Below are 4,131 nucleotides of genomic sequence, written 5' to 3'. Positions count from 1 at the left end.
AATCACTGTTACATAAACTTTTAAATGAAGGAGAATTAATTATGAAATGGAACCGAAAGATCAAAAACAAAGGTAACTTAGTTAATGCAGTTTAGATGTCGAACAGCTTAATTAGGGCTTGCTGAATATATCGATCGCACTTGACGTAGCCTGGGTTAAGAAATCGTGCAATCGAGAGTAAAGTGCAAGATAAACAGGTAGAATAGGTCAAAAGCCGTGCATCACCGCCTGCGATCGTGTACAAAAAAGCTGAGCTTGCCCCAAGTCCCCCATCGGACTTTGAACTGCCTTTCGGAGGGAATTTATCACCAGATAACCGTTGGGTAAAAATGGCCCAAATAATCCCGTGGTCTGAATTTGAATCAGAATATGCGGCCAACTTCCCCGCAGCAAAGGGTGCACCCGCCAAATCGTTTAGGATGGCATTGGGGGCATTAATTATTAAAGAAAAATTAGGAATTAGCGATCGGGAAACAGTAGAACAGATCCGGGAAAACCCCTATCTGCAATACTTTATCGGTCTATCAAGCTACAGCAATGAACTCGCATTTGACCCATCACTATTAGTACATTTTCGGCAACGAATCAGTCCCAACCTAATTAATAAAGTGAACGAACGCATGGTTGAAAAAATGCGAGAAATCACGCCAATCAAACCCGAAAAAAAAAAGGATTCGGACGCAAAAAATGAGTCACCCAATCGCGGTAAACTAATCATAGATGCAACCTGTGCCCCAGCCGATATTAGTTATCCGACCGACTTAGGACTATTAAATAAAGCCAGAGTTTATACAGAAAAAATCATAGACATCCTGTATAAACAAATCAAGGAAAAAACCCATAAAAAACCAAGAACCTACCGTAATTTAGCGAGAAAAGACTACTTAGCAGTAGCGAAATAAAGACGACCCACACGCAACAAAAGAAGACAGGCAATTAAAAAACAACTTCAGTACATCACAAGAAATCTAGCTCATATTGAACAGCTAATCGATTTAGGTGCGAGCCTAGAAGGTCTGAATAAAAAGCAATATAAAACCTTGCTAGTTCTCACAGAACTCGTTCGCCAACAACAGTGGTTATTTGACAACAACAAACAGAGTATTGAGAATAGAATAGTAAGTTTAAGTCAACCCCATATTCGTCCCATAGTCAGAGGGAAAGCAGGGAAAAGCGTAGAGGTTGGAGCCAAACTATCGGCCAGTTGTTTTTAAGGATATGTGTTTTCAGACCGGATGAGCTGGGATAATTTTAACGAATCAGGGGACTTAAAAGCACAAGTAGAAGCTTATTATAGATTCACAGGGTATTATCCAGAGTCCGTTCATGCAGATCGCATTTATCGTACAAGAGAAAACCGAGCATGGTGCAAAGAAAAAGGCATTAGGCTCAGTGGGCGGCCATTAGGAAGACCAAGAGCAAATGTGAGTAAATCAAAAAAGAGGCAAGCGTTGGAAGATGAGAGGATTAGAAATGCAATTGAGGGCAAGTTCGGGCAAGGCAAACGAAGATTCGGTCTGAATCGAGTGATGGCAAAACTTGATAATACATCTGGTACAGTTATTGCAATTACTTTTTTGGTAATGAACCTTGCTACCTGGTGGCGCCGGGTTTTTTTTGTGTTTTTATGTCTATTTGCCAAAAGAACACCTGTTTTTAGGCCGAAGATAATCTACAGTTATTATTGGGGGGGATTCGATACCGAAAAAACTTATATTTAACTGAGCTTTCAGATATTGTGAGCTCCTGTTCTTAGTTTGCGATCGATTATTCAGCAAGTCCTAATTATCAAAAAGCTTGCAGTTTGGCATATTTAATGTTATACATTTTGGGCAAAGCTGATGTTGTTGCGGATTGCTGTGAAGATAGTGCGATCGGCTACAAACAGCCCGGTACTCTTTCAGTTCACGTCTCAGCTTTAGAAGAACTAGACCCTTTCCTGCGGCTCTAGGAAGGCTGCCCCAAACGCACCATTGGCAGACTTGACGGCGCTATAATTATCAAATTTCACGCTCGCCAACCTCAAATTTCCTATTTATTTTATCCCGATTTTGACAGTAACCTGCATCCAGCCATTCACACTTCTATGCACATAGATTTGCGTGACCTTTCTGTGAGCTATCAAGACAATTTTGATATGTATAATCTTCTAATTCTAGTTAAAAAATAAGCTTTTGTTACTGCTAGCTATCCCATTACGAAAAGTTGGTGAAACTCACTCGCCAAGAAGAAAAGTTAGGGATTCTCGATCGTGGCGTAGTTAAAAAGCATCGGGAATGGGTGAAGTGTTTGAAGGAAAACTGCGTTAAAATTAAAGGTCATCGCTTGTTTTGGCGATCGAATGCTGATTCAGAAAAATTGAAAATGCTGCAAAAAGCTGCCTCGGAACGTCACCAGAAAAAGATTGAGTTGAATCCAGGAAAGAGTGAACAAACCGCAGAGGACGCAGAGGAGGGAATAGAAGATGGACAAAAGGTTCAGATTGAAGCAGTTGAGCGTGGTTAGAATTGCTATAATCACCTGAGTGATCGTTAGAGTCGATAAAAAGTAGCAGGGAAACAGAGTCAGCACCCCGCTTTAATTTTTAGGCGGTTAAAACCGTTATCTCGCTTTCCTCTCAGTTCTCGCATAGACTGAGTTTCCAGCTTCGGAGGTTTGATCATGAAAATAATTTGGGAAAGAATTGATAATTGGCTGGCAGCCAATGCACCTCAAGTACTGAAAAGTCTCATACCGGGCGCGACTGATGAGGATATTTATAGGGCAGAAGCATTCTTTGGTGTAGAGTTTCCCGAAGATTTCAAGCTGTCTTACCGCGTGGATAGCGGTCAGGATGAAGAATCTTATTCCCTGTTCCCCCACTTGGAGTTTCTCTCTGTCCAAAGCGCGATCGAAATATAGCATTTCTTACAAAGGTGAGGTACAATAACAACAGTGAGTAAACCAATTCAAATATTTGCTGATGTAGCTTCACTAAATGCAAACTCTATGACTTTTGCGAACTATTTATAATTACGTGTCTTGATAAAACGGAGAATAGTTTTAAGTTTTGAGCATAAATTTTCAATTGGTAAAAAATCTGGCGAATATGGCGACAAATATATTAATTTTGCACCTTTCTTTTTGATGGCTTTTTCTATTGTTTCTCCGGTATTAATAGTACAATTATCCATCAATACACAAGCACCTTTCCATAATTTTGGTACTAACTTTTGGATGATAAAAGCCTCGAATGTAATGGCATCGATTGTACCTATTAAATTGACTGATGTTAAGACTTTATTGACCGATATAGCTCCAATTATTGAGACATTTCTTCCGCATTTATTCGGTTTTGGCTACGAGAGCTCTTGCACCTTTTAGAGACCTAGCATATAACCTAACCATTGCCAATTTTACTCCATATTCATCAATGAATATTAAGTATTTGAAACAAACTTCTCGGACTTTTTGCCAGAACTCATATCGCATGCTTTGAACTCTGTCAGTGCCTTTCGCGATCGGAAAGAGAGTTTTTTTAAAGTCATGTTTAAGAGTTTTGCCATTCTTCCCATCGTTAGCTACGCTGATGGTAAAACCAATTTTCGGGTACAGTAAATAACGGAGTTCTTCGAGAGTTGCATCATCCGAAGCTTCAATCAATTCGGCTAAAATCAGTAGTTGTTCTGCATTGAGTTTCAATTTGACTCTGCATCGCTCAGTTCGAGGAGCAATATGCAAGGGTCTCCCGAGACTGTTTAACTAATTTCTGGACGAAACTCCGAGGCTCCACAAAAACTGTTAGCTATTGCTCTTTGTGACAGCGGTTCCTTATGCTACATATCCATAATTTTTTGTCGGAAATCAAGAGAAGAAATTTTCATTTTTACTAATGTGTGATACTTACTAAAATTCTTGATATTTGTCATTCGAGTGACTGCTGTGGGTCGAGCGACTGTTCGATCGCGCTCCATTTAATTAGAGCTGCAGAACATTTTGGGGTTCTATATTTTTCACTCCGTTCAAGTCAGTTATATCATACCTCATCTTTCTGATAAATGCTATAGTATGGCATTAGACCTCTTGCGAAAGTGCGCTCGTTCTAGGTAAAATAAAAGAAAAAATTAGCTCCCATAATATGAAGTACGAACA

3 protein-coding genes and 2 pseudogenes are annotated in these 4,131 nt (G+C 39.7%); 4 read left to right on the top strand and 1 reads right to left on the bottom strand.

Translation table 11 applies throughout. From position 1 onward, the window contains the following. Positions 1-236: 236 nt before the first annotated feature. The 4 genes and pseudogenes from QT979_RS28495 to QT979_RS28480 all read left to right on the top strand — a co-directional run bounded on the left by QT979_RS28495 (position 237) and on the right by QT979_RS28480 (position 2,901). Positions 237-1,721, top strand: a pseudogene (locus QT979_RS28495) (IS5 family transposase). A gap of 95 nt (positions 1,722-1,816) precedes the next feature. Further along, positions 1,817-1,951: a hypothetical protein gene (locus QT979_RS28490; protein ID WP_333312346.1), complete on the top strand. Its 135-nt coding sequence runs from the start codon at positions 1,817-1,819 to the stop codon at positions 1,949-1,951. A 257-nt stretch (positions 1,952-2,208) separates the two neighbouring features. Beyond that, entirely contained in the window at positions 2,209-2,505 is a 297-nt protein-coding gene (locus QT979_RS28485; protein ID WP_333216932.1) for a hypothetical protein, read from the top strand. Between the two features lie 156 nt (positions 2,506-2,661). After that, complete coding sequence (locus tag QT979_RS28480) at positions 2,662-2,901, top strand: SMI1/KNR4 family protein (protein ID WP_333312345.1); 240 nt, start codon at positions 2,662-2,664, stop codon at positions 2,899-2,901. Positions 2,902-2,907: 6 nt separating this feature from the next. On the opposite strand, the pseudogene QT979_RS28475 reads toward QT979_RS28480, so the two are convergent. Next, positions 2,908-3,803, bottom strand: a pseudogene (locus QT979_RS28475) (transposase). Positions 3,804-4,131: the final 328 nt, after the last annotated feature.

Source organism: Microcoleus sp. w2-18bC1 (assembly GCF_036700365.1).
GTDB lineage: Bacteria > Cyanobacteriota > Cyanobacteriia > Cyanobacteriales > Microcoleaceae > Microcoleus.
This window is presented reverse-complemented; position numbering and strand designations above follow the sequence as displayed.

Coding starts and splice junctions, on each gene's coding strand:
- QT979_RS28480 (WP_333312345.1), top strand. CDS start 2,662: ATGAAAATAATTTGGGAAAGAATTGATAATTGGCTGGCAGCCAATGCA.
- QT979_RS28490 (WP_333312346.1), top strand. CDS start 1,817: ATGTTATACATTTTGGGCAAAGCTGATGTTGTTGCGGATTGCTGTGAA.